Origin of the sequence: Archangium lipolyticum (assembly GCF_024623785.1) — a bacterium.
GTDB classification, from domain to species: Bacteria; Myxococcota; Myxococcia; order Myxococcales; family Myxococcaceae; genus Archangium; species Archangium lipolyticum.
This window is the reverse complement of record NZ_JANKBZ010000003.1, coordinates 142,122-167,278: the sequence shown is the minus strand read 5'-3', so window position 1 is coordinate 167,278 and position 25,157 is coordinate 142,122. Positions and strand designations below refer to the sequence as shown.

Genomic DNA, 25,157 nt, shown 5'->3' with positions numbered 1-25,157 from the left:
TCAATCGAAGTCCCGGCCTCAGCCGTCCAGGGGTTGGGGCAGGGGAACGCGCGGAGCCCTGCCCCGGGGCGGTGGCATCGGAAGCGACTCCTCCTCGTCGAGCAGCGCGAGCAGGTTTCCCTCGATGGTCTCGCAGATGGAGTGCAGGGGCAGGTGGCTGAGGTTCCTCGGCGAGAAGGGATTCTCCAACTCGACGGCGATCTGATCGATGGCCAGGAGCGGATAGGCCACCAGGGCCGTCACCAGCCCGGGCACCCACCACGGAGGTCCCACCACGGCGATGGGCAACGCCAACAGGTAGAGCAGGATGAAGCGCCTCAGCTTGACGGTGTGGACGCGCGGCAGGGGCGTCTTGAGGATGCGCTCGCACCCTCCCACGTGGTCGATGAGCCGGGCCCGCTCCTGGTCGATGGCGAGCAGCGCGACGCGCTCCATCCCTCCGCGATCCATGGCCTCGCGCAGCAGGCCGGCGATTGCCTGGGCGACGAACGAGGGCATGTGCTGGGCCCGGGCGATGCGCTCGGCCGCCCCCCCGTCACGCAGCAGGGAGATCAACTCGGGTAGCTCCCGCTCGCCGCGCAGGCTGCGCCGGGACACGTGGCTGAAGGCGATCGTCCACCGCACGAACCGCTCCCGCCACTCCGTGTCTCGCGGCCCGTAGGAGAGCCCCGCGATGGCCAGGTTGCGCGACTGGTTGACGATACCGCCCCACAGCTTGCGTGCCTCCCACCAGCGCTCGTAGCCCGAGTTGGTGCGTAGCACGAGCAGCAGGGCCAGGAAGGCCGCGGTGAACTGCACCGGCCCGCTCTCCAGGCCCGTCCAGTCGTACAGCTCGTGAACGATTCCCACGAGCAGCCCGTAGAGCCCGAACAGGAGCACCTGCGGCATCACGAACGGGGTCACCGTGCCGTGCCAGCTGAGGGCGTCCCTCCAGAAATGCAGCAGCCAACGGCCCGAGGCCCTCTTTCCGCTCCACGACACAGGAAAACCATGGGACTCCCGCCCGGCCGTGACAAGGTAGGGGGAGCAGGCATACGGCCGTCCGGTGCGGAACCGGTCTGGAGACACCAACCATGAATGAGAGGAGCCCGGACATGAGACTCGTTGGCATTCCCCCGCCTCCCCTCCCCGCGGATCAGGCACTCCAACGTCTGCGCGAGGGCAACGCGCGCTTCTGCCATACCGCGCGCAACCTGCACGTCCCCGTGGGGCAGGCGGCACGTTCCGCCCTGGTGGCCGGGCAGCATCCGTTCGCCACCATCCTCTCGTGCTCCGACTCGCGCGTGCCCTCGGAGCTCGTCTTCGATCAAGGCCTGGGCGACCTCTTCGTCATCCGCGTGGCCGGCAACGTCGTGGCCCCCTCGCTGGTGGGAAGCGTGGAGTTCGCGGCCGCCACCTTCGGGACGCGGCTGGCGGTGGTGATGGGCCACTCGTCCTGTGGCGCCATCAAGGCCACGCTGGACTTCATCCAGCACCAGGTGAGGACGCCCTCGGACAACATCCGCGACCTCGTCGACCGGTGCCGCCCCGCGGTGGAGAGCGTGGTCCAGGCCGCCGGTCCGAACGCCGACAGGGAGTTCCTCATGCGCGAGGCCGTGCGCGCCAACGTCCGGCAGTCGTGCGCCCACCTGCGCCACGGCAGCCGCCTGCTCGAGCGGCTCATCCTGGAAGAAGGGATGTGGATCGTGGGGGCCGAGTACTCGCTGGAGACCGGCGAGGTCGACTTCTTCGAGCTCCAGGAGCACTGACCCCCCGCCGGAGGGAGCTCGAGACCCGAGTCCCTCCGGCGCCCTGCCCCGCTCCCGTCCTACGGCAACGTGACGGGGTTCGGCGTCGTGCGCCAACCCGGGACGCCCTGTGCGAGCTGCCCGTGGAGGTTGCTGCCCCAGACGGCGATGGAGTTGTCCTCGAGCTGCTGGGCCAGCGAGAAGTCGCCACCCGCCGAGACGGACTGCAGGCTCTGGGGCAGCAGGGTGGGCGAGCTCCGGATTTCATTGTTGTCGATGCCGAGCTCTCCGTACCAGTTGGTGCCCCAGCCGTAGGTGAGGCCGTACTCCGCCGCCATCACCACGTGGCTGGTTCCCGCGCTGAGGCTGGTGATGCGGTAGCCGGTGTACGACACCTGCACCGGGGAGGCACTCGAGACGTAGGTGTCCTCTCCGAGCTGGCCGAGCTCGTTGTTGCCCCAGGCCCACACCTCGTAGTTCGCCGCGGCCACGGCGAACCCTTCTCCCGCGGTGATGAGGGTGGCGGACGGCAGGCCCACCACCTGCACCGGGATCGAGGAGTCGGAGAAGGTGCCGTTGCCGAGCTGACCGAACTCGTTGTCGCCCCACGTCCACACGGTGCCATCGCTCTTCAAGGCCATGGAGTAGACGTTACCGGCGACGATGGCGGTGACACCCGTGAGGCCGGGCACCTGGGCGGGGGTGTGGCGCGAGGTGGTGGTGCCATCCCCGAGCTGGCCGGAGCTGTTGCCGCCCCAGGCCCACACGGTTCCATTGGAGGCCAGCGCCAGGGAGTGCTGGCCGCCAGCGGAGACGCGGGTGATGCCAGCGGGCAGTCCCGCCACCTGCCCCGGGGTGATGCGCGAGGCCGTGGTGGAGGGGATGCCGAGCTGGCCGGAGGTGTTGTCGCCCCAGCTCCAGACGGTGCCATCCTGCTTCACCGCGAGCGACAGGGCATTGCCCGCGGACACGTCGGCGACGCCCGTGAGGCCCGGCACCGTCTGCGGGACGCCGCTGGCGGCGGTGCTCGTCCCCAGTGCGCCGGAGAGGCCGCGGCCCCAGGCCAGGACGGTCCTGTCCGAGGCCACGGCCAGCGCGTGGCTCTTGCCCGCATCCCACGCCAGCGCGGTGGTCAGGGACGTGTTCACCGGGTACACGCGCGGGCCGGAGACGGAGTCTCCGAGCTGGCCGTACTCGTTGCTTCCCCACGTGCGCAGCGTGCCATCGGCCAGCAGGGCGGCGCTGTGGAAGGCACCGACGGCGATCGTCACGGCGCCGGAGAGGTTCACCACGGTCACCGCGCCGCGGCGCGTCGCTGTGGAGCCATCCCCGAGCTGGCCGTAGGAGTTGTAGCCCCAGGCCCGGAGGGAGCCATTGGCGAGCCGGACCAGCGAGTGGCTCGGGCCCGCCGCCACCTCGCGAGCACCCACCACCCCCGGCACCTGCACCGGGGAGGAGCGGGAGCTCGAGGTGCCATCACCGAGCTGTCCGGTGTCGTTCTTTCCCCAGGCCCACACGGTGCCGTCCTCGCGCACGGCCAACGAGTGGTTGGCACCCGCCGAGATGAACGCCACGCCCGTGAGCCCCGTCACCTGGATCGGAGAGGAGCGGTTCGTGGTGGTGCCATCCCCGAGCTGCCCGGAGTCGTTCTTCCCCCAGGCCCACACGGTGCCGTCCCCCTTGAGCGCCAGGACATGGTCGCCGCCGGTGGAGACGGCGATGACGCCCGTCAGGCCGGGAACCTGGAGCGCCGCGCTCCTGCCCGTGGTGGCGGCAACCCCGAGCTGGCTGTAGTCGTTGGCACCCCAGGCCCACACGGTGCCGTCGTTCTTCAGCGCGAGGGAGACGAAGCCGCCCGCGGCGACGGACTGGATGCCCGACAGGCCCGGTACCGTCTGCGGGGTCTCGCTCTGGTAGGCGGCATTGCCGACCTGGCCACTGCCGTTGTAGCCCCAGGCCTTGACGGTGCCATCACACAGCAGGGCCAGCGAGTGGTTGATACCGGCCGCGGTGGCGCGCACACACGTGAGGCCCGTCACCGCGCCGGGCGCGATGCGCAGCGTGGTGCTCCCCTCGCCGAGCTGTCCGGACCAGTTGCCGCCCCAGCTGCTCAACGTCTGATTGCCCCGGACGAACAGGGTGTGGCCGCTCCCCGCGGCGAGGCGGGGAACGGGCGTCGTGGCGGAGAAGCTGAACCCCGTCACGGGGTACGGCTCGTACGAGAGGTCGGAGATGCCCTGGCCGAGCTGGCCGTAGCCGTTGTAGCCCCAGGCGTGGACGGAGCCTCCCGGGGTCAGCGCCAGGGAGAACGAACCGCCCGAGGCGATGGCCGTCACGCCGGAGAGGCCGGACACCTGCACGGGGGTGGAACGGTCCGTGGTGGTGCCGTCACCGAGCTGCCCCTGGGCGTTGCGGCCCCAGGCCCAGACGGTGCCATCGCTCTTGAGCGCCAGCGAGTGCCTGCCGTCCGCGGAGACGGCCGTCACCCCGGAGAGGGCCTGCACCCGTACGGGCGTCTTGGACAGGAAGTCCGTGCTGTCGGTGCCGAGCTGGCCGAAGGTGTTGTCACCCCAGGCCCAGACGGTGCCATCGTTCTTGAGCGCCAGCACGTGGTCGGAACCCGTGGTGAGAGCGATCACCCCCGTGAGGCCCGGTACCTGCCCCGCGGTGAAGCGCCCCGTGGTGGTGCCATTGCCGAGCTGGCCGAAGGTGTTGTCACCCCAGGTCCAGACGGTGCCATCGTTCTTGAGCACCGACACGGAATACCAGCCCGCGCTGATGGCCGTCACCCCCGTGAGGCCCGGCACCTGACCCGGGGAGGAACGGCCCTGGGAGGTGCCATCGCCGAGCTGCCCGAAGCCGTTGCCGCCCCACGTCCAGACGGTGCCATCATTCTTGAGGGCCATGGAGTAGCGCTCACCCGCTGCGACGGCCGTCACCCCCGTGAGGCCCGGCACCTGAACGGGAGTGGGATCCCGGGTGGTCCCGGTGCCGAGCGTGTCGGCCAGGTCCTCACCCCACGTCCAGACGGTGCCATCGTTCTTGAGTGCCAACGCGTGGTACGAGCCAGCGCTGATGGCCGTCACTCCCGTGAGGCCCGGCACCTGCACCGGCTCATTGCGCAACGTCACGGCGGATCCGTCGCCGAGCTGGCGGAGGTTGTTGTTGCCCCACGTCCAGACGGTGCCGTCCTGCTTCAACGCCACCGTGAAGTGCTCGCCTCCGGAGAGGGCCGTTGCATCGGCGAATCCCGGCACCGGGACCGCATTGAGGGAGATGATCCTGGAGCCGACCCCGAGCTCGCCCGCCCTGTTGCTGCCCCAGGCCAGGAGGGAGCCGTTGGTGTGCAAGGCGAGGTTGTTGTCCTGGCCCGCGGCGATGGCGGCGATGCCCGTCAGGCCGGGCACTGGCACCGCGGTGGTGTGCTGGAGGGCGTCGTCGACGCCGAGCTGGCCGAAGGAGTTGTCACCCCAGGACCAGACGGTGCCGTCGCTCTCGAGCGCCAGCGAGTGAGTGTATCCCGCGGCGAGGGCGGTCACGCCAGCGAGGCCCTGCACCTGCACGGGAACGAGCTGCCGGGTGGTGGTTCCGTTGCCGAGCTGGCCGTTGGTGTTGTCACCCCAGGCCCAGACGGTGCCATCGCCCTTGAGCGCCAGCGAATGCCCATCCCCCGCGGAGATGGCCGTCACACCGGTGAGACCCTGCACCTGAACGGGAGTGGGGCTGCCCGTGGTGGTCCCATTGCCGAGCTGGCCTGAGCCGTTGTAACCCCAGGACCAGACGGTGCCGTCGCTCTTGAGCGCCAACGAGTGGTCACGCCCCCCGGAGATGGCCGTCACGCCGGTGAGCCCTTGCGCTCGCACCGGGGTGGAGCGGTGCATGGAGGTCCCGTCCCCGAGCTGGCCGGAGCCGTTGTAACCCCAGGCCCAGACGGTGCCGTCGCTCTTGAGCGCCAGCGAGTGGTAGGCGCCCGCGGAGAGGAACGTCACACCGGTGAGGCCCTGTGCCTGTACCGCCGTCTGGACGACGGAGTTACTTCCATCGCCGAGCTGACCGTAGGAGCCATCTCCCCAGGCCCAGACGGTGCCATCGGGCTTGAGCGCCAGGGAGTGCGCGGCGCCGGCCGAGGCGTCCACCACGCCCGAAATGGCGGTCACCAGCACGGGAGTGAAGCGCTGGGTGGTGGTTCCATCGCCGAGCTGGGAAGTGGTGTTCCGCCCCCAGGCCCAGAGCGTTCCCTCGGGCGAGAGATACAGGGCGTGACTCTGCCGGGTGGTCAGCCGGACCCGCGCGGTGAGGCTGGCGGCACGCACCGTCCCCGGTGCTGCCCCCTGCCCCTGCGTCGTCTCCCGGCTCTCACACCCCACCGCCAGCATGGCGCTCACGAGCGCCAACACCAGCGGGACACTGCTCGGACTGCTTCGGCGTTGCATGGAACTCCCCTTCGAGATGAGGAGCGCAACAAACCCAATGGCCGATCAGAAGTCGAGTCATCACGTCACGCTCTGGGTTGGAGGTTCAAGGGAAGGTGACGTCACGCAAGGTGACGGTGCGCGGTCCGCCGGCCTCCCCCAGCTTCAAGAGGAAGGTGCCACGGGCCTGCTCCTCCGTGGCCTCCGCCTCCACCACCACACGTCTCATTCCTCCTGGAGGAAGGGGCTCCGGTTGCCACACGCGCAGTACCCGCAGCCGTACACCTCCCCTACCCACCAGCGCCACGCCTTCCGCGTCCACCGCCCAGGGCTGCGCACTCGTGTTGTCCACCTCCAGCGCCACTGCCACCCGTCCCTCTGCGCGGTAGCTGAATGCCTTGCTGTTCTTGAGGGTCTCTCCGGGGGGCTGCCGGGTGGTGTCTGAAATGTCCAGGGCCATGACCCCCTCTCCACCCACCACCAGCCCGGAGTCGATGAGCCCGATGAGGCCCCCGGGACTCTTCTGCTCTGTCTGGGTTTGTGCCAGCCGCGCCTCGCACCGCTCGGCCCGCTCGTGCTCCTGTCTCGCCTCCAGTTGAAAGGACTCGGCCGAGCGCGGCTGGCGGTACACATTCACCTGCGGCTCGGCCCGGGTGGGGTGCACCATCAGCCGGAAGGTAACGCTCGCCGGTACCGCGCCATCCGCGAAGCGCACCTCCAGGCGCAGTTGCTGTCCCGGTGACAGCGTCCCCGAGGGCAGGAGCGCAACGAAGCCCGTGGCCTCGTCCACCGTTACCACCCGGAAGCGCTCGCGCGCCTCCAGCACCACCCCGCCGCGCAGCAGCGGCGCGTTGAACACCAGGTTGGTGGTGAGGCCAGGGCTGATACGCACCTCGTGCGCCTGCCCGGGGCTCTCCGCCGTCAGCTCGAGGTGGCGAGCGGCCACCGTGTCCCAGACTTCGGACGGGGGCTCGGCGAGGGCTGGTGTCGTGGCGAGGAGCGCGAGCAGCAGGGGGACGGTGGGTGGCAAGCCGGGCATGAGCCGTGCTACCTCCGGAGTGCGCGGGCGAACAAGTACCTGCTACGTCGCCCCTGGCTTTCATCCGCCCCTGCCCACCTGGCAGGGCCCGCTATTTGAAACGCTCCACCGGCATGACGCCCTCGGACCACGACATGAGCAGGGTGCCCGGCTTCTCGCCTGGCTTCACCTGCTTGCCGCCCACCCCAATGCGGTCGCTCCGGTCAACGAGCACCATGCAGATGGGGTACGTGTGCCCATTCGACGTGTGAAGCTGGGTGAAGCGACCGTGGATGCGGTCCGTGCCGAAGAAGAGCTCGCCCGAGACCACGGAGCCCCTGGGCACCTCCGCTGTGGGGTTTTCCAAGATGATTCTCATCGTGGTGCCCGGGCCCTCGCGCACGGGAACGAAGGGCTCGCTCTCGTCCTGTCGGGGGAGCAGGGCGGTTTCGCTCTTGCCGATGCGGAAGCCCAGCGCCTTCATGGTTTGCACCGCGTCGGCTGGGCACTCGGTGGGAGCGGGCAGGGACCGCACCTGGACGGCGGTGGTGGTGGGGCCGGGGCAACCGGTGGCGAGGGCGCAGCCGATGAGGGCCGCCCCCGCCTTCGTGGCCGTGGAGGTCGTGCTCTTGGGCTGCTGTGGGGTGTCCTGGGGCGCCTTGCGAAGTGTCCTCACGCGCGTGTCCTGGGAGTGCGTCGCGCTGGCGACGGGCGCGGGGGTTGCCGCCGCTTCGGGCGCCGCGCCGCCGTCACCTTCCAGCCGCCGCCACGGGGGCGCCACTTCCTGGCCACCTGGCTCGAGCGTGATGGGGTAGAACTCCGGCGGTAGGACGGCCAGGGGTGTCCCCACCGGTGAGGTCGTGGACACGGAGGGACGTGGTGGCAGGTGCACGGCGAGCCACACGCTCAGGCCCAGCGCCAGCACCGCTCCGGCCGCATGGAGCAGCCGAGGCGAGCGCACGGCGGACGCATCCGGGGCACGCGGTCTCGCTGGCTCTTCGGGTCCAGGCAGCACGTCTCCGGGCTCGCCCTGGGTAGACATCTCGTCCGGTGGACGCGGCTTGCCTCTCACCGGCCGCTGCGCGTAGGAGGCCCGGCGCTCGTAGAGCGCCAGCAGGTCCACGCATCCCCCCAGCTCCGGCTGCCACGAGGTGGTGGCGTTGTGGGGACCCCAGGCCTCGCACAGCGGCACCTTCCACGCCTCGTCCGCCTGCTTCAGCACCTCCTCCAGCGCCGCCTCCACCGCCCGCGCGTCCGCGTACCTCTCGCCGGGCTGTTTGCGCAGCATGCGCCAGCACACCTCTCCCAGTGCCCTGGGCACTCGCGGGTTGAGCTCGTGCGGTACCCGCGGCTCCTCATGCAGGATGGCGTGCACCAGCTTGCCCTCGCTTCCCCGGAAGGGCAGCCCGCCGGTGAGCAACTGGTAGAGCTCCACGCCCAGGGCCCAGAGGTCATCACCCGGGCTGGCGCGCGAGTCCTCCTCACCGCGCCAGGAGCGCCACACCCGGGGACTGAGATAGGGCCAGGTGCCCGGAGGCAGCGGCCCCGTCACCGTGGGAGCGCCCTCATAGGTGGCCACCCCGAAGTCCACCAGCACCAGCCGACGCTCGCCGGACACCAGCAGGTTGGACCCCTTCACGTCCCGGTGGACGACCCCGGCCGCGTGTACCACCCCCAACTGCCGCGCGGCCTGACACACCAGGTCCGCCACCTCGAGCGCGTTGGGGTTGTGCTCCCGGGCCCAGGCGTCCAGCGGAAGCCCGTGCACATAGGGCGTGACGAGGAAGAGGAAGCGGGGTTCGAGGGCGGGCCACTGGCCGTGTCCCACCAACGGCACCCCTCCCGCGAGCCCCAGCTTCACCATGACGTCCAGCTCACGCCGGGCCCAGGAGGCCGCATGGGGCCGGGGGATGAACTTCACCGCGAAGAGCAGGTTCTCGCGCCGGGCGCGGAACACGGTGCCCTGGCCGCCGCTGCCCAGCGTGGCCTCCAGCCGGTAGCCGGCCACCTCCATCCCCACCTGGGGCAGGTGCTGCTCCGGCGCGTCGTGCCGTCGAGGCGGATGCGGCAGCTGCCGCCGGGCTCCTTCATGTCCTGGCCGAGAAGGCTGGGCTCCGTTCATGCACTGCACCTCCGAAGTGGTGCAGCGTAACATGACCGCTGGCGACAGGCTGGTCCAACCATCGGACCAGTTGCTCGAATTCGCGCCTGGGCCGACGCCTTCTACAGTTCGTCACGGCGTGTACAGTTCCGCCCAGTACAAAGGTCACCAGGTCGCCCTAGAACCCTGAGGAGGAGGAGCCCGCCGATGATGCACCTGCTCAGCGAAGAGATGCGCCGCGACCCATATCCGCTCTACGAGCAGATGCGCGGTAGCTCACCGGTCCTGAACTTCCCCGGGACCGACATGTGGATGCTGTTCGACTACGAGAGCGTCAAGCGCGCGGTCACCGACCCCGAGGCCTTCAGCTCCGAGGTGACGCCCCCTACCGGCAAGGCGCCGGACTGGATGATCTTCTCGGATCCACCCCGCCACTCGAACCTGCGCACCATCGTGCTGCGCGCGTTCACCCCCCGGTCCATCTCCGCGCTCGAACCGCGCGTGCGCGAGCTCTCCCGGCAACTCCTCTCCCGCCACCTGGAGCGCGGTGAGCTGGACCTGGTCGGCGACTACTCGGACCTGCTCCCCACGCTGGTGATCGCGGAGATGCTCGGCATCCCGTCGGAGGATCTGGCGACCTTCCAGCGCTGGGCGGGGATCATCATGAAGCTCAGCTACGCGCTGACCGGCGGCGAGGAGGCACGCCGAGGCATCGCCGAGCACGCCGCGGCCAAGGAGGAGATGCGCCTGTACCTCACGGATCTGCTCGCCGCGCGCCGCCGCGTGCCTCGGGACGATCTCCTCACCCGGCTGGGCGAAGCAGAGGTCGACGGGCAGCGGCTCTCGCTGGAGGACATCCTCGGCTTCTTCCAGCTCCTGCTGCTCGCTGGAACCGAGACCACGACGAGCACCATCAGCAATGCGATGCTCTGCTTCCTCGACCACCCGGAGCAGCTCGCGCGCCTGCGCCACGAGCCCCAGCTCCTCCCCTCGGCGATCGAGGAGGTGCTCCGCTTCCGCTCGCCCACCCAGTTCGTGCTCCGCGAGTCGCGCCGCGAGGTGGAGCTCCACGGCCAGCGCATCCCGCCGGGCCAGATGGTGCTCCCGATGATCGGCGCGGCCAACCGGGACCCGGGCCACTTCCACGAGCCGGACCGCTTCGACATCGCGCGCAACCCGAACCCGCACATCGGGTTCGGGCATGGCATCCACTTCTGCCTGGGCGCGGCGCTGGCCCGTCTGGAGGCGCGCGTGGCCCTCTCGGAGCTGCTCGAGCACTTCGCCGACTTCCACCGCCCGGGCGACGAGACGTGGCAACCGCGCGAGGGGCTCCTGGTCCACGGCCCGGCCCGGCTGCCGCTGCGCTTCACCCGTCACGCGTCCAGCTGATTTATCCCGTAATACTGTACTCGCCGGGATTTCTGTTTGCTTCTGGACGGATGTTACAGGAGTCCAATTGCACCTCGTTTGCATTGGACACCGGACGCCTACTGTGCGCGCCGCTCTGACGGAGGCGCCGCATGCGGAGGATCCATCACATCCACGAGACCATCCTGTGTCTCGGTCTGTTGTTGAGCCTCGGTGCGGCGCGGGCCGACACCACGCTGACCATCGGCACCGTGAACAACGGGGACATGGTGCGGATGCAGGCCTTGTCGGGGGTCTACGAGCAGGCGCATCCCGGCGTGCGGCTGCGGTGGGTGGTGCTGGACGAGAACACCCTGCGCCAGCGCCTGACGACGGACATCACCACCGGAGGCGGTCAGTTCGACGTCATCACCATCGGGGCCTACGAGGCTCCCATGTGGGGCCGCCAGAACTGGCTGGTGCCGTTGGACCAGATGCCGGCCAGCTACGGCCTGGATGACCTCATGCCCAACGTGCGCAAGCAGTTGAGCGATGGGGATCACCTGTACGCCCTGCCCTTCTACTCGGAGGGCTCCATCACCTTCTACCGCAAGGATCTGTTCGCGGCGAAGGGCCTGAGCATGCCCGAGTCGCCCACGTGGGAGCAGATCCGCGGCTTCGCCAAGGCGCTGCATGACCCGGCCAGGGGCATCTATGGCATCTGCCTGCGAGGCAAGGCGGGCTGGGGCGAGAACATGGCGCTGGTGACCACCATCGTGAACAGCTTCGGCGGGCGCTGGTTCGACGAGAAGTGGGAGCCGCAGCTCGACAGCCCCGAGTGGCACAAGGCGGTGAACTTCTACGTGGACCTGCTCGGGACGTACGGTCCGCCCGGGCCGAGCAGCAACGGCTTCAACGAGAACCTGACGCTCTTCAACGCGGGCAAGTGCGGCATGTGGGTGGACGCGAGCGTGGCGGGCGCGTTCGTCACCGATCCTTCCCAGAGCCAGGTGCCGGACAAGGTCGGCTTCGCCAAGGCGCCGCACGCGGTGACGACGAAGGGCTCCTCCTGGTTGTGGACGTGGGCGCTGGCCATCCCGGCCAGCTCGAAGCAGAAGGAGGCGGCGCGCGACTTCATCGGCTGGGCCACGTCGCGCGAGTACGCCCAGCTCATCGCGCAGCGCCATGGTCTCCCGGCCATGCCCCCGGGCACGCGCCTGTCCACCTACGAGTCCGAGGCATACCTGAAGGCCACGCCCTTCGCGAGGGTCACCCTGGAGGCCATCCGCACGGCGGATCCCACGTCGCCCACGCTCAAGCCAGTGCCGTACACGGGCGTGCAGTTCGCCACCATCCCCGAGTTCCAGGCCGTCGCCACGCTGGTGGGCCGGCTCATCTCCGGGGCGCTGGCGGGCAACACCCAGGTGGACAAGGTCCTGAGCACTTCGCAATCGGCGGTGCGGCGCACCATGTCACGCGCGGGTTACTACGGCCGCTGAGCGCGGGCCCATCCAGCTTCATTCTCCTTCGATCAGGAGTGCGGTGATGAGCGTCTCCAGTCCTCCACGCCGTGTCGGAGTCCTCACGGCGTCACCAGCGGTCATCATGCTGTTCGCGTGGATGATCGTCCCGCTGGCCATGACGCTGTACTTCTCCACGCAGTACTACAACCTGCTGTACCCGGGCAGAACGGCCTTTGTGGGGCTGGAGAACTTCGCCTACTTCTTCACGTACCCGAGCTTCTGGACGAGCGTCTTCAACACGCTGCTGCTGGTGGGCAGCGTGCTGGTCATCACCGTGGTGGGAGGCGTGCTCATCAGCGTGCTGGTGGACGCGCGATTTCCCGGGCAGGGCATCGTGCGCATCCTGCTCATCTCGCCCTTCTTCATCATGCCCACCGTCAGCGCACTGGTGTGGAAGAACCTGCTGATGAACCCGGTGTCCGGCCTGTTCGCCTGGGTGTCCCAGCTGTTCGGCCTGACGCCCATCAACTGGTTCGCGGACTGGCCGCTGCTGTCCATCATCCTCATCGTTGCCTGGGAGTGGCTGCCCTTCGCCATCCTCATCTTCGTGACGGCGCTGCAGTCGATGAGCCAGGAGCAGAAGGAGGCCGCGCAGATGGACGGAGCCACGCCCGTGGCCATCTTCCGCTACCTCACCGTACCGCACCTGGCGCGGCCCATCGCCGTCGTGGTGATGGTGGAGACCATCTTCCTGCTCAACATCTTCGCGGAGATCTTCACCACCACCGGCGGCGGTCCCGGGGACGCCACCACCAACGTGCCCTACCTCATCTTCACCCAGGCCCTGCTCGAGTTCGACGTGGGCGCGGCCTCGGCGGGTGGCCTCTTCGCCGTACTGCTGGCCAACGTGGTCGCCTACTTCCTCATCCGCCTGATCGGCAAATCCCTCGACGCCTAGGAGCCTCCTCCATGCCGACCTTGAAACAACGACGCCGCGTGGCCGGGATCGCCCGGGCGGTGGGCGCCTGGCTCGTGGCCCTCATCATCTTCTTCCCCATCCTCTGGATGGTGCTCACCAGCTTCAAGACCGAGCTGCAGGCGTTCTCCATGCCCCCGGACTTCTTCTTCGGGCCCACGTTGGAGAACTACCGGGAGATCCTCGAGCGGACCAACTACCTGCACTACGCCTGGAACTCGCTCGCCATCAGCGGCGGCGCCACGCTGCTGGGCATGCTGGTGGCGGTGCCCGCGGCCTACAGCTTCTCCTTCCATCCCAGCGCACGCACCCGCGGCACCCTGATGTGGATGCTCTCCACCAAGATGATGCCCAGCGTGGGAGCGCTGGTGCCCATCTACCTGCTGTCGCGGAACCTGGGGCTGCTCGACTCGCGCGTCCTGCTCATCGTGGTGTTCGCGCTCATCAACCTGCCCATCATGGTGTGGATGATCTACACGTACTTCCGTGACATCCCGAAGGACATCCTCGAGGCGGCGCGCATGGACGGGGCCACCACCACGCAGGAGATGATCCGGGTCCTGCTGCCGGTGAGCCGGGGCGGACTGGCCTCCACGGCACTGCTGTCCCTCATCCTCGGCTGGAACGAGGCCTTCTGGTCCTTGAACCTGACCACCACCCAGGCCGCGCCCCTCAGCGCGCTGGTCGCCTCGTTCTCCAGCCCTCAGGGTCTGTTCTGGGCCAGGTTGTCCGCCATCTCCACCCTCGCCTGCGCGCCCATCCTGGTGCTCGGCTGGTTCTCCCAGAAGCAGCTCGTTCGCGGTCTGACCTTCGGCGCGGTCAAGTAAGCGGAGCCCCCATCCATGGCACGTCTCGACATCAAATCCCTGACCAAGTCCTTTGGAGAGACCCGCGTCATCAAGGGCGTGGATCTGCGCATCGAGGACCGTGAGTTCTGCGTCTTCCTCGGCCCCTCCGGCTGTGGCAAGTCCACGCTGCTGCGTCTGATCGCCGGACTGGAGGAAGCCACCACCGGCGAGATCATGCTCGATGGCCAGCCCATCACCGACCTGCCACCCGCCAAACGCAACCTGGCGATGGTGTTCCAATCCTACGCCCTCTATCCGCACATGACCGTGCGGCAGAACATGTCCTTCTCCCTGAACCTGGCCAAGGCGGATCCCAAGGTCATCGAGGAGAAGGTCCAGCGCGCCGCGCGCATCCTGGAGCTGGAGGCCCTGCTGGACAGGAAGCCGGCGGCGCTCTCCGGAGGCCAGCGCCAGCGCGTCGCCATCGGCCGCGCCATCGTCCGCGAGCCGCGCATCTTCCTGTTCGACGAGCCCCTGTCCAACCTGGATGCGTCCCTGCGCGTGCAAATGCGGCTGGAGATCGCCCGGCTGCACCAGTCCCTTCAGGCGACGATGATCTACGTCACCCACGACCAGGTGGAAGCCATGACCCTGGCCGACAAGGTGGTCATCTTCAGCGCCGGCAACATCGAGCAGAGCGGCTCGCCCCAGGAGCTCTACCGCCGCCCCGCCAACCGGTTCGTCGCGGGCTTCCTCGGCATGCCCCAGATGGCCTTCCTGGAGGCCACGTGGAAGGACGGGAAGCTCGTGCTGGCGAACGGTTCCCCGCTGCCGGCGCCCGAGGGACTGCCGCGCCTCGACGAGGGCGCCCGGGTGACGGTCGGCGTGCGCCCCGAGCAGCTCACGCTGGGCACCTCCGGGCAACCCGGGCAGGTCGCCCTGGACGGGAAGATCGAGGTCATCGAGCGGCTGGGCAGTGATGCCTACGCCTATCTGGCGGTGCCGGGCCTCGGCCGGATCACCGTGCGCTGCGCCGCGGACATCGGACGGGTGGAAGGCACGCAGGCCTCGGCGCTCATCCGGCCCGACGGTTTCCATGTCTTCGATGCCAACGGCATCGCCATCCACCACCCTCCCCACTCCTGAGCATCCCTCGCATGCATACCCTGGATCAGGCCCACCTCTCCGCGCTGCCGAAGTCTATCGTCCGCCCCGGCTATGACCGGAGCAAGCTGCGCGCCGGCATCGTGCACATCGGCGTGGGTGGCTTCCACCGCGCGCACCAGGCCATCTACCTCGACCGCGTCCTCTCCCGGCCAGGCCACGAGGCCTGGGGCATCTGCGGCGTCAACCTGCTGCCGCAGGACGCCGCCATGGCCGCGGCCATGAAGCGCCAGAACGGGCTCTACACCGTGAGCGAGATGGCTCCGGACGGCTCGCGCACCTCGCGCGTCGTCGAGGCCATGGTCGAGTACCTCTACGCGCCCGAGCAGCCCCAGGCCGTGCTCGACCGGCTGAGCCACCCGGACATCCGCATCGTCTCGTTGACCATCACCGAGGGCGGCTACCTCATCGACGAGCACGGCCGCTTCAACCTCCAGCACCCCTCGGTGGCGTATGACCTGGCGCACCCCCAGGAGCCCAAGGGGGTGTTCGGCTACCTCATCGAGGCGCTGGACCGCCGGCGCAAGGCGGGCGTGAAGCCCTTCACGGTGATGTCCTGCGACAACCTGCGCCACAACGGAGCCCAGGCCCGGCGCGCCTGCGTCGCCTTCGCGAAGGCGAGGGATCCGGAGCTGGCCGCGTGGATCGAGCGCGAGGTGGGCTTCCCCAACGCGATGGTGGACCGCATCACCCCGGCCACGGATGACGCCACCCGCCAGCGGCTGCGCGAGATGACGGACGTCGACGACGCCGCCCCCGTCATCTGCGAGGACTTCATCCAGTGGGTCCTGGAGGACGACTTCCGCAACGGCCGCCCGGAGTGGGAGGCCGGGGGCGTGATGATCACGAAGGACGTGTCTCCGTACGAGGAGGCGAAGATCCGCCTGCTCAACGCGAGCCACACCATGCTCTCCTACCCCGCCTACCTCTCGGGCTACCGCAAGGTGGACGACGCCCTGCACGATCCGCTCTTCTCCGGCTACCTGCGCGACTTCCTCGACCAGGATGCTGGCGTGTGGCTGCGCTCGCTGCCGGGGCTGGACCTCGAGGAGTACAAGGCCACGCTGCTGCGGCGCTTCTCCAACCGGGCCGTGGGCGATCAGCTGGCGCGGTTGTGCATCGATGGTGGCTCGAAGATTCCGGGCTTCCTGATGCCCACGGTGCACGCCATCCTGGACAATGGACGCCCCTATCACCGCATCGCGTTCTTCCTCGCGGCCTATGACCGCTACCTGCGCGGAGGCGCGGACGAGAAGGGCGAGCGCTACCCCATCAACGAGCCCAACGCGCGCCCCCTGCTGGAGAAGGTCATCCAGAGCGACTCGCCGATGACGCTGCTCGGCATCCCGGAGATCGTCGGCACCCAGCTGCCCGCGAACAAGGGCTTCGTCGACCTGTACCTCGACCTGCGCAAGCAGCTCGATACGCGGGGCGTGGTGGCGACGCTCAAGGCACTCGAGGCGAAGGCTGGCTGACGGGGTTCGCTTCGCGTGGACCCGGCGCGCTCACTCCCCCAACCAGTAGAGATTGCGCCGGGTACGAAGCACCTGCTCCAAGAACTCAGAGAAAGAACTGGCGACCTGCTTGCAGTAGGCCGGGTCTGGCCAGGCTTCATGATCGCCGTCGAAGAGAGGATGACGACCGCTCTCCTCTCGGCTCACGTCCACCAGCACATAGTTGCCGTCCTGCACATCGCAGAGGGCATACACCGAGGCTGGACCCCATTTGTCATCATCCTCCCCGTAGATGGCCACCCGTGCTCGGACGATCTTGGAGAGCGGGAGGATGCGGTAGGGGGTGTCCGGCAGCCGTTCAATCAGCTCCGCCCCGTTGCAATGCAGGTAGAAGGCCCGCAGGTCCTCATCCAACCGCCACCCTACCCGTCGCTCGAACTCCTCGATCTGCTCGGGCGTGGCGGGAGGATACGGGAAGTGGTCGCGCGAGACCTCTTCGAGCAAGCGGCTCATGGGCGTGGTCATCGTCAGTTGTCCGTGTAGTTCACTCCCTGAGCGCGGGGTACAGCCGGCGCCAGCGCGGGTACTCCTGGGCATAGTGGCGAACGAGCGCCGGGTCGGGCTCGACCGTCCGGGCCACGGGTGGCGGCACGGCGAGCGTGAACGGATCCTCGCCCGTCGCCGCGAGCCGGCCCAGGCGGGCGGCGCCGAACGCGCCTCCGAAGTCCCCCTCGGCGTGTACGTCCAGCGGACGGTCCAGCACGCTCGCGAGGATCTTCAGCCACAGGGGTGAGCGCGAGCCACCACCCACCACCGAGGCACGGGCCACCTGCGTGCCCGCCTCCGAGAGGACGCGCAGGCAGTCGGCGAAGGCATAGGCCACGCCCTCCAGCACCGCCTGTGTCAGTGCCGTACGTCCGTCTCCATGCGCCAGTCCCACGAAGGCGCCCCGGGCCGAGGCATCGTTGTGTGGCGTGCGCTCGCCGGAGAGGTAGGGCAGGAACTTCACCGGAGAGGGAGCCAGAACGCGCTCGCCCAGGGCCGCGACCAGCGAGGGCGCCGGTTCGCCGAGCAGCGAGGACAACCACTCGAGGCTCGCGGCGGCGGAGAGGATGACGCCCATCTGGTGCCAGGTGCCGGGCACGGCATGGCAGAAGGCATGCACCGCGCCCGAGGTGTTCGGCGAGAAGCGGGCGTTGGACACGAAGAGCACGCCCGAGGTGCCGAGCGACACGAAGGCCTCGCCGGGCCGCACCGCGCCGATGCCGATCGCGCTCGCCGCGTTGTCTCCTCCGCCCCCGGCCACCACCGGAGCGCGTGTCATGCCCCAGCGCCGGGCCAGCTCGGGCCGCAGCCGGCCGGAGGACTCCGAGCCCTCCACCAGCCGCGGCATGTGCGCGAGCGAGAGTCCCGTGGCCGCGAGCAGCTCCTCGGACCACGTGCGGCGGGCGACGTCCAGCCAGAGCGTCCCGGCGGCGTCGGACATGTCGGAGACGTGATCGCCGACGAGGAACAGCCGGAGATGGTCCTTGGGCAGCAGCACCTTGCGCGTCTTCGCGAAGATGTCCGGCTCGTGCCGGGCGACCCAGAGCAGCTTGGGCGCGGTGAAGCCCGGCATGGCGATGTTGCCCGAGATCTGCCGTGATTGCGGACAGCGCCGCTCCAGCTCATGGCACTCGGCCTCCGAGCGTCCGTCGTTCCAGAGGATGGCCGGACGCAGCGGCCGGTCATCGGCGCCGAGCAGGGTCGCGCCGTGCATCTGGCCGGACAGGCCAATGCCCTCGACGGCCGACAGCTCCGCCCCGTGGGAGGAGGCGAGCTCGTCCAGCACGCGCTCGCAGCCACGCACCCAGGCATCCGGATCCTGCTCCGACCAGCCCGCGTGAGGCCGGGAGACCTCCAGGGCCGCGCTGGCGCTCGCGACGATGCGCTCCCGGTCGTCCACGAGCACCGCCTTCACGGACGACGTTCCCACATCAATGCCGAGGTACATGCACTCTCCTCCCCTCCTCCGCGACCCGAGGCGCGCGGACTCAACGCGCGGCGGCCGCGAACCGCCTGGATAGCCTCTCGAGTCGCTCTCGCGCGAAGACCTTTTCGTAGTCCGAGGGGAACTTCACCTCGCCATGCAGGAAGGTGGACATCGTCGCGACGATGGAGCCGATGCTAAGGAGTTGGCGAGATGGCTACCCGTGCTCGAACAATCTTGGACAGCGGAAGGATGCGGTAAGGGGTGTCCGGCAGCCGTTCAATCAGCTCCGCCCCGTTGCAGTGCAAATAGAAGGCCCGCAGGTCCGGATCGAGTCGCCAGCCCACCCGCCGCTCGAACTCCTCGATCTGCTCGGGCGTGGCAGGCGGATAGGGAAAGTGGTCGCGCGGACGCCCAGCTACACGAAGCTGTCGCTCAGGAAGTCCTCCGCGGGGGAGCCCACCTTGACCTGCTGGAAGGCCTGTTGCAGCAGGGAGCGACCGATCGCGAGCCCATCCTGCGCGATCTCCAGCACCCGCAGCTGCTCCCACTCCCCCAGCTTGAGGAACTCCGTCTTGAACTTCTCCGGGAGATTGGGGCCCTTCCAGTTCTTCAAGGCCATGAGAAGGAGCTGCAGGTCGGGGATGACGGAGGTCTTCCTCTTCTTCTCCAACTGCACGTGGCGGCGGACCCTGGCGTCGAAGAGCGCATCCGCGGTCACGCTCGTCACCGTCAGCCCGGAAGAGTCCTTGTTGAAGAACACCTGATAGTTGAAGCGGCGGGGGAACCCGGCGGAGTCACGAAGCTTGTTCTCGGTGACGAAGTCCTTGAGCTTGTCGAGCGGGTAGCCGTTGCGCGTCCCGCTCACGCCTCCGATGGTGCTCTCCTCCTCGGCAATGGGGAACAACGACTCGGTTCCCACCTCCTTGGGCAGTTGGACACCCGCCGCGATGTGCAGGGCGTGGATGAGCTCGTGGCCGAGGATGATGCCTTCGGGAGTCTCCACCTCCTTCCCCAGCGAGATCGTCAGCTTCATCTTGCGGAAGAAGTTCGGGTCCAGCTCGATGAGCGTGCTGCCTCCCCTCGGGTTGATGCCCTCCTTGAGGAAGTACCCCTTCTCCTTCCGGGACACGTTCACCGCATAGATGATGCCACCGGGATTGACGTTGGCGGAGATGGCGTTGTGGCAGCCGGAATCCACCGGCCGGATGAGCACCTGATTCGAGCCCTTGGCGAGTGCATCCTCCAAGGACTGCAACAACTTGAGACCCTCGGGATACCCCGCGAGCTGCTTCAGCGCGCCCATGACGAGGGCCTTGAAGCCGGCGTACCGCTTGCCGCCGTCCAGCGCTGACTCATTGTGCTCCTCGTACCGCCGCACCTTGTGCGCGATCGACGTGCTCCAGAGCACATCGTCCATGTCGATGTGCGTGCACTCGGAGATGAGGATGTTGGACCTGCCCTGCTCGATCGAGATGGGAAACGTGTTCATGTCGGACCTCCGGCTCGATGACGAACCCGGAGGTCCTGTTGTGACCGCTGAGCGCTCCTCGGGCTCGCGGGGCTAATCCCGCTTCGCAGGGGTCACCCCCGGTAGGGGCGTGTCCACCTGGGTGGGATTCGAGGCCGCTCCATTGCCAACGGAGCCTCCAGCCTCAGCGGCGCGCTTGAGAGATGCGGCCTGGGTGGAGGGCTGGACAGGCTCGGAGGGCTGGGCGGGCTTCGAGTCCTGCTCGCCCGGTCCGCGAGCACGCATCTGCTGGCCAAAGATGTAGCCGCCCACCGTGCCCAGCAGTGTTCCCAGCACCGCGCGGTCGATCTTCTCGCCGGTCCCCAGGACGATGATGGTCAGCAGGAGAAAGGCCATGCCGATCATCTCCACCAGGGTGCGCTGCTGAAAGATGAGGGCCTGGATGTCTGGTGAGAACGTGCGTGTGGCGATGAAGAGCACGACGAGTGCCAGCACCATGAACCAGATCGTGTAGCTCAGGGTTGCATCCGTATCGCTCCGCTTCTTCTGCTGCTCGGCGACGTTGTCGAGCTCCACCATCGCCTTCTTGGATTGTTCGATCTGCTGCTCCCGGTCCTTGATGCCCAACTCGGCGCGATCGGCGATACGCCGCCAGACATCCAGCACCGACTCCTTGTCCTGTTCGTAGAGGCGGGTGAGCAGTGGCACCGATAGCGTGGTGTTCACGAAGGAAGTCGAGCCACTCACCACGGACCGGATCTGTGAAACGGCTGGCGTGACACCGTCCAGCCCGCGCTGGAGCTGGGAGAGGGGAAGAAGCGCGGCCCAGCTCGGCGGCTCCCTGGGCCAGGACGAGGTGTCGTACAGCGCGTCCAGAGCAGCGATGGTCCGCTGCCGCTCGCCGATGGTGGGGAGAAGGTTCTCTGGGAAGAGGCATTTTTGAAAGAGGTTGTTCAGGCTCTTCTCCATCTTCTGGTAGGCCGGCACGGTCTGAGCACTGTCCTTGACCATCACCTCACTCAGCGCCTGGAAGTCGTTGCGGAACTGCTCCAGGGCAGTGGCGACGGCGGTTGCATCCAACTGCCGCGCCTCGATGCCCACGATGTTGTTCCTGGCCTTCTGGAGTTCGGTCTTCAAGGCATGGATCTCCGTCTCCGCCAGATCCATGCGCTTCTGCTCGCGCGCCAGGAGAATCCGCTGAAGTGCTCCCGAGGGCTTCTCCTCTATCTCCTCGTTCTGATTTGCCTTGGCTTGGTCGTCACTTCCGGGAATGGGCCCTTCGGCGTGGGCCACTTCCGCGAGCAAAAGGATGACGGCCATGGGTACGAACAAACCTCTCATGTAGAGCCCCCCTGTATTTGCTCGGGCGCGATGCTGGCGCCTTATTCAGCACAGCGGAATCCCACCACGCCCGACAGCGGTCCGGCTCGATGACGGGCCCGGAGGTCCTGTTGTGACGCGCGGCGCGGCTCAGTCCGCCTTCCTGGAGCCGAGGATCGCCACCCCCAGGCCCAGGCAGGCGATGAGGGTGAAGGAGCCGCGCAGGCTCACCACCTCCGCGATGAGGCCGATGAGCGGCGGGCCGATCAGGAAGCCCAGGAAGCCGATGGTGGACACCGCCGCCAGCGCCACCCCCGCCGGAATCGTCTTCGACCTGCCCGCCTCCCCGTAGACGAGCGGCACCACGGACGACACCCCGAAGCCCACCATCAGGAAGCCCAGCAGCGCCGTGGGCAGGCCCGGCAGGAGCACCGCCGTCATCAGCCCCACCGCGATGAGCCCGCCGCTCAGCTGGAACACCCGCCGCAGGCTCAGCCGCTGCACGAGCCCGTCCGCCAGGAAGCGCCCCGTGGCCATGGACGCCATGAACACCGCGTACCCCGAGCCCACCCAATCCGGCTCGGCGTGCACCACCCGCTGGAAGTACACCCCGCTCCAGTCGAACATCGCCCCCTCGCAGATCATGCAGCAGAAGGCCATCAGCCCCAGGCCCCACAGGGACCTGTCCGGCAGCGTGAGCAGCCGGCCACCGGTGTGCTGCCCGGGCCCGTCCGGGAGGATGAAGCTCGCGCTCGCCGCCAGCGCCGCCAGGATCAGCCCGAACGTGCCCACGAAGTGCGGCAGGGGCTCCACCCCCCAGCCCATCATCGCCGCGCCCACCCCCGCGGCGACGAACCCCGCCAGGCTCCACAGGCCATGGAAGGACGCCATCACCGAGCGGCCATAGAGCGCCTCCACCCCCACCGCCTGCGTGTTCACCGCGATGTTCACCTGGTTGCCCGCGAAGCCGAACAGGTAGAGCACCGCCATGAGCCCCGCGAGGCTGTCCACCGCGCCCAGTCCCGTGAGCACCACCCCGTAGAGCACGAGCGCCCCGAGCACCACCTGCCGGCTGCCCCGCTTCGCCACGAGCCAGCCCGCGAAGGGCAGACTCGTCATGGACCCCGCGGGCAGGGCCAGCAGGGCCACCCCCAGCGCCGCCTCGGACAGGCCCAGGCGCTGCTGGATGGTCGGGATGCGCGACGCCCAGCTCGCGAAGCACAACCCCTGCAGGAAGAACAACGCCCCGACCGCCGCGCGGTGCACGTGGCGGGGGTGCCCGGTAAGTCCGCCCTGGTGAATCATCTTGGACCCGCCGTGACATGGCTCGCCCGGGAATGCAACCGCTTCGTGCATCCACCGCTGGGGGGCTTCCGCTGGCGTCCACTGGACCCCAGGCCCTCGCCCGCCGGAGGCCTCTCCCCGCCCCCTGCCCCCCTCCCTGGCAACCGGCGGCCCGCGCTCCCCTGCCCTGGTGGCGAAGAAGCGTCTTGGGCGCAGGGGCGGGACGTTAGATATTGCTCCCATGAGCAAGCAGCCTGTGGACCTGATTCCCGCGCCCGAGGCCCGGCGTGTGGCCACCAACTTCATCACCGAGGTGATCGACGCGGACTTGAAGGCCGGGCGGCACGTCAGCGTCGTCACCCGCTTTCCTCCCGAGCCCAACGGCTACGCCCACCTCGGGCACGCGTTCGCCAGCTACCTGGATTTCATGACCGCGCTGGACTACGGCGGCGTCTGCCACCTGCGCATGGACGACACGAATCCGGAGGGCGAGACGCAGGAGTACGCGGACAGCATCATCCGCGACATGAAGTGGCTCGGCTGGGACACCTCCCGCCTCTTCTACGCCTCGGACTACTACGAGCAGCTGTACGGCTACGCGGAGCAGCTCATCCGCAAGGGCCTGGCCTACGTGGAGAGCGTCAGCGGCGAGGAGATGGCACGCCTGCGCGGCACGGTGGACAAGCCGGGCACGCCCAGCCCCTACCGCAGCCGGAGCGTCGAGGAGAACCTGGACATGTTCCGCCGCATGCGCGCCGGCGAGTTCAAGAACGGCGAGCACGCCCTGCGCGCGAAGATCGACCTGGCGAACGCGAACTTCAAGCTGCGCGACCCGGTGCTCTACCGCATCCTGCACGCGTCCCACTACCGCACGGGAAACAAGTGGTGCATCTACCCGATGTACGACTTCGCGCACCCCATCAGCGACGCCATCGAGGGCATCACGCACAGCATGTGCAGCCTCGAGTTCGTCGACAACCGCGCCATCTACGACTGGCTCATGGACAACCTGTTCCCCCAGTCGGAGACGGGCCGCACGCCGCCGCGCCAGTACGAGTTCGGGCGGCGCAGCCTGGAGTACACCGTCGTCAGCAAGCGCAAGCTGCGGCGCCTGGTGAGCGAGAAGATCGTGAAGGGCTGGGACGATCCGCGCATGCCCACCCTGAGCGCGCTGCGCCGGCGTGGAGCGACGCCCGAGGCGGCGAGGGCCTTCGCGGCGCAGATCGGCGTGAGCCGTACGAATCGCACGGTGGACCTCGTGGTGCTCGAGAACGCCATCCGCGATGACCTGAGCGCCCGTGCACCCCGCGTGATGGCCGTGACGCAGCCGCTGAAGGTGACGATCGTCAACCTGGAGGCGGAGCGCACCCTGAGCCTCGCCTACTGGCCGCAGGACGCCGTGCGCGAGGGGGGCGATGGACGGCTGCCGCTGCCCAACGGCGAGCGGGTGCCGCCCGAGCAGGCGGTGCGCGAGGTGCCGCTCACGCGGGAGATCGTCATCGAGCGCGAGGACTTCAGCGCCAACCCGCCCAAGGGCTTCAAGCGGCTCACGCCGGGCGGGACGGTGCGCCTGCGCGGCGCGGGCATCATCCGCTGCGACGAGGTCATCTCGGGCGCGGACGGCGAGCCGGCCGAGCTGCGCGTCACGATGCTGGACGAGGACGCGAAGGCGAGCGGCGTCATCCACTGGGTGAGCGCCACGCGCGGCGTGAGCGTGGAGCTCCGCCTCTTCGACCGGCTGTTCACCGTGCCCAACCCCGACGGAGAGGTGGCCCCTCCGCACGACCCCGAGCAGCCGAGCCACGAGGACGAGACGAAGCCGCTCGACACGGACTTCCTGCGCTTCGTGAACCCGAAGAGCCTGGTGGTGACGCGCGGCCTGGTGGAGCCCAGCGTCGCGCGCGATCCGGCGGACACCCGCTACCAGTTCGAGCGCGTCGGCTACTTCTGGAGGGATCCGGTGGACAGCCGCGCGGATGCCCTCGTCTTCAACCGCATCATCACGTTGAAGGACACCTGGGGCCGCAAGGAGGAAGGCGCGGAGCCCCGGGCGCAGAGCAAGCCGAAGTCCGAGAAGAAGGCGGACGCGGCGGCTCCCGTCCGTGCGCCGCTCACCGGCGAGCAGGAGCCCGTGTTCGCACGCCTGCGCGAGCGCGGCCTCACGGAGAACGACGCGTACCTGCTCGCGCGTGAGCCGCAGCTCACCGCGTACCTGGAGGGCGTGAGCGATGCACAGCTGGTGAGCCTCGCGCCGTGGGTGGTGAACGACCTGGCCAACGCCATCCGCGAGGGCTCGAACCGGGTGGCGCGGGAGGACCTCGCGGCGCTCGTCGCGCTGGTCTCGGAGGGCAGCATCAGCGCCCGCATCGCCAAGGACGTGCTCGCGGAGGCGCAGACCTCCGGCGAGGCGCCCGTGCGCATCGTGGAGCGCAAGGGCCTGCGCGTCGTCAGCGACGAGGGGCAGCTGCGCACGGCCATCCAGGGCGTCCTGGACACGAACCCCGCGAAGGTCGCGGAGTACCGCGGCGGGAAGAAGGGCCTGATGGGCTTCTTCACCGGCCAGGTCATGCGCGCCACCAACGGCCAGGCGGACCCGAAGGCCGTGGCGCGCCTGCTGGGCGAGCTGCTCGGCTGAGGCGCGGCGTCCGGCTCACGGAGAGCGG

General features: G+C 68.8%; 17 protein-coding genes and 1 pseudogene. 8 read left to right on the top strand and 10 right to left on the bottom strand.

The window, feature by feature from the left end:
- Positions 1-18 precede the first annotated feature (18 nt).
- Positions 19-981, bottom strand: a complete 963-nt coding sequence (locus NR810_RS07800) for a bestrophin family protein (protein ID WP_257449661.1) — start codon at positions 979-981, stop codon at positions 19-21.
- Between the two features lie 113 nt (positions 982-1,094).
- On the opposite strand from NR810_RS07800, the gene NR810_RS07795 reads away from it, so the two are divergent.
- Positions 1,095-1,748: a carbonic anhydrase gene (locus tag NR810_RS07795; protein WP_257449659.1), complete on the top strand. Its 654-nt coding sequence runs from the start codon at positions 1,095-1,097 to the stop codon at positions 1,746-1,748.
- Between the two features lie 59 nt (positions 1,749-1,807).
- Here the strand turns inward: NR810_RS07795 and NR810_RS07790 are convergent, their stop codons facing one another.
- The 3 genes from NR810_RS07790 to NR810_RS07780 all read right to left on the bottom strand — a co-directional run bounded on the left by NR810_RS07790 (position 1,808) and on the right by NR810_RS07780 (position 9,279).
- A complete protein-coding gene (locus tag NR810_RS07790) occupies positions 1,808-6,160 on the bottom strand; it encodes an RCC1 domain-containing protein (protein ID WP_257449658.1) in 4,353 nt (1,450 codons plus the stop codon).
- Positions 6,161-6,245: 85 nt separating this feature from the next.
- Positions 6,246-7,178, bottom strand: coding sequence for a DUF2381 family protein (locus tag NR810_RS07785; RefSeq protein WP_257449657.1), 933 nt, complete (start codon positions 7,176-7,178; stop codon positions 6,246-6,248).
- Between the two features lie 91 nt (positions 7,179-7,269).
- Positions 7,270-9,279 (bottom strand): serine/threonine protein kinase, encoded by a 2,010-nt coding sequence (locus NR810_RS07780; protein WP_257449656.1) that lies wholly within the window; start codon positions 9,277-9,279, stop codon positions 7,270-7,272.
- Between the two features lie 186 nt (positions 9,280-9,465).
- On the opposite strand from NR810_RS07780, the gene NR810_RS07775 reads away from it, so the two are divergent.
- From NR810_RS07775 to NR810_RS07750, 6 genes are all read left to right on the top strand, one after another.
- Complete coding sequence (locus NR810_RS07775; RefSeq protein ID WP_257449654.1) at positions 9,466-10,647, top strand: cytochrome P450; 1,182 nt, start codon at positions 9,466-9,468, stop codon at positions 10,645-10,647.
- Between the two features lie 131 nt (positions 10,648-10,778).
- Positions 10,779-12,104: an ABC transporter substrate-binding protein gene (locus NR810_RS07770; RefSeq protein WP_257449641.1), complete on the top strand. Its 1,326-nt coding sequence runs from the start codon at positions 10,779-10,781 to the stop codon at positions 12,102-12,104.
- Positions 12,105-12,150: 46 nt separating this feature from the next.
- Positions 12,151-13,026 carry a carbohydrate ABC transporter permease gene (locus NR810_RS07765; protein WP_257449638.1) on the top strand — a complete coding sequence of 292 codons (876 nt, stop codon included), beginning with the start codon at positions 12,151-12,153 and terminating at the stop codon, positions 13,024-13,026.
- 11 nt (positions 13,027-13,037) lie between these two features.
- Positions 13,038-13,871 (top strand): carbohydrate ABC transporter permease, encoded by an 834-nt coding sequence (locus tag NR810_RS07760; RefSeq protein WP_257449636.1) that lies wholly within the window; start codon positions 13,038-13,040, stop codon positions 13,869-13,871.
- A 15-nt stretch (positions 13,872-13,886) separates the two neighbouring features.
- Positions 13,887-14,978, top strand: coding sequence for an ABC transporter ATP-binding protein (locus NR810_RS07755; protein WP_257449634.1), 1,092 nt, complete (start codon positions 13,887-13,889; stop codon positions 14,976-14,978).
- 11 nt (positions 14,979-14,989) lie between these two features.
- The gene (locus NR810_RS07750) at positions 14,990-16,471 is read left to right on the top strand and encodes a mannitol dehydrogenase family protein (protein WP_257449632.1); all 1,482 of its coding nucleotides are present in this window, start codon (positions 14,990-14,992) and stop codon (positions 16,469-16,471) included.
- A gap of 30 nt (positions 16,472-16,501) precedes the next feature.
- On the opposite strand, the gene NR810_RS07745 is transcribed toward NR810_RS07750, so the two are convergent.
- The 6 genes and pseudogenes from NR810_RS07745 to NR810_RS07720 form a co-directional block, all read right to left on the bottom strand.
- Positions 16,502-16,975 (bottom strand): SMI1/KNR4 family protein, encoded by a 474-nt coding sequence (locus NR810_RS07745; RefSeq protein WP_257449630.1) that lies wholly within the window; start codon positions 16,973-16,975, stop codon positions 16,502-16,504.
- Between the two features lie 19 nt (positions 16,976-16,994).
- Positions 16,995-18,443, bottom strand: coding sequence for a xylulokinase (xylB, locus tag NR810_RS07740; protein WP_257449628.1), 1,449 nt, complete (start codon positions 18,441-18,443; stop codon positions 16,995-16,997).
- A 188-nt stretch (positions 18,444-18,631) separates the two neighbouring features.
- Positions 18,632-18,826 (bottom strand): annotated as a pseudogene (locus NR810_RS07735) (SMI1/KNR4 family protein); the annotation flags it as partial.
- Between the two features lie 11 nt (positions 18,827-18,837).
- Positions 18,838-19,911 (bottom strand): type III secretion system effector protein, encoded by a 1,074-nt coding sequence (locus NR810_RS07730; RefSeq protein ID WP_257449626.1) that lies wholly within the window; start codon positions 19,909-19,911, stop codon positions 18,838-18,840.
- Positions 19,912-19,983: 72 nt separating this feature from the next.
- Positions 19,984-21,210 (bottom strand): hypothetical protein, encoded by a 1,227-nt coding sequence (locus tag NR810_RS07725; protein WP_257449624.1) that lies wholly within the window; start codon positions 21,208-21,210, stop codon positions 19,984-19,986.
- Positions 21,211-21,360: 150 nt separating this feature from the next.
- Entirely contained in the window at positions 21,361-22,515 is a 1,155-nt protein-coding gene (locus NR810_RS07720; protein ID WP_257449622.1) for an MFS transporter, read from the bottom strand.
- 220 nt (positions 22,516-22,735) lie between these two features.
- On the opposite strand from NR810_RS07720, the gene NR810_RS07715 reads away from it, so the two are divergent.
- A complete protein-coding gene (locus tag NR810_RS07715) occupies positions 22,736-25,129 on the top strand; it encodes a glutamine--tRNA ligase/YqeY domain fusion protein (protein ID WP_257449619.1) in 2,394 nt (797 codons plus the stop codon).
- Positions 25,130-25,157 lie beyond the last annotated feature (28 nt).